This is a genomic window from Bacillus cereus group sp. BfR-BA-01355 (assembly GCF_022663675.1).
In the GTDB taxonomy this organism is placed as follows: Bacteria; Bacillota; Bacilli; order Bacillales; family Bacillaceae_G; genus Bacillus_A; species Bacillus_A thuringiensis_S.
Genome location: NZ_JAKUFY010000397.1, coordinates 1 through 265 on the forward strand (window position 1 = coordinate 1; position 265 = coordinate 265).

Sequence of the window (265 nt, forward strand, 5' to 3'; positions counted from 1 at the left end):
CGTAGGTCCAGTTGCTCCGGTAGGTCCAGTTACTCCGGTAGGTCCAGTTGCTCCCGTAGGTCCAGTTGCTCCGGTAGGTCCAGTTACTCCGGTAGGTCCAGTTGCTCCCGTAGGTCCAGTATCTCCGGTAGGTCCAGTTGCTCCCGTAGCTCCGGTATCTCCGGTAGGTCCAGTAACTCCCGTAGGACCTGTTGGTAATGTAAATGGTGGAATCGGTGATAAGGTAGGTCCTACAAGGCTAGGATCAAATGCTCCAGCTGTATAG

Annotated in this window: 1 protein-coding gene; it reads right to left on the minus strand. The window is 54.7% G+C overall.

Annotation, left to right across the window (positions count from 1 at the left end; all coding sequences use genetic code 11):
• Positions 1–265, minus strand: a 265-nt coding sequence (locus tag MR167_RS32215; protein WP_242316293.1) for an exosporium leader peptide-containing protein, incomplete at both ends; no start/stop codon positions are given.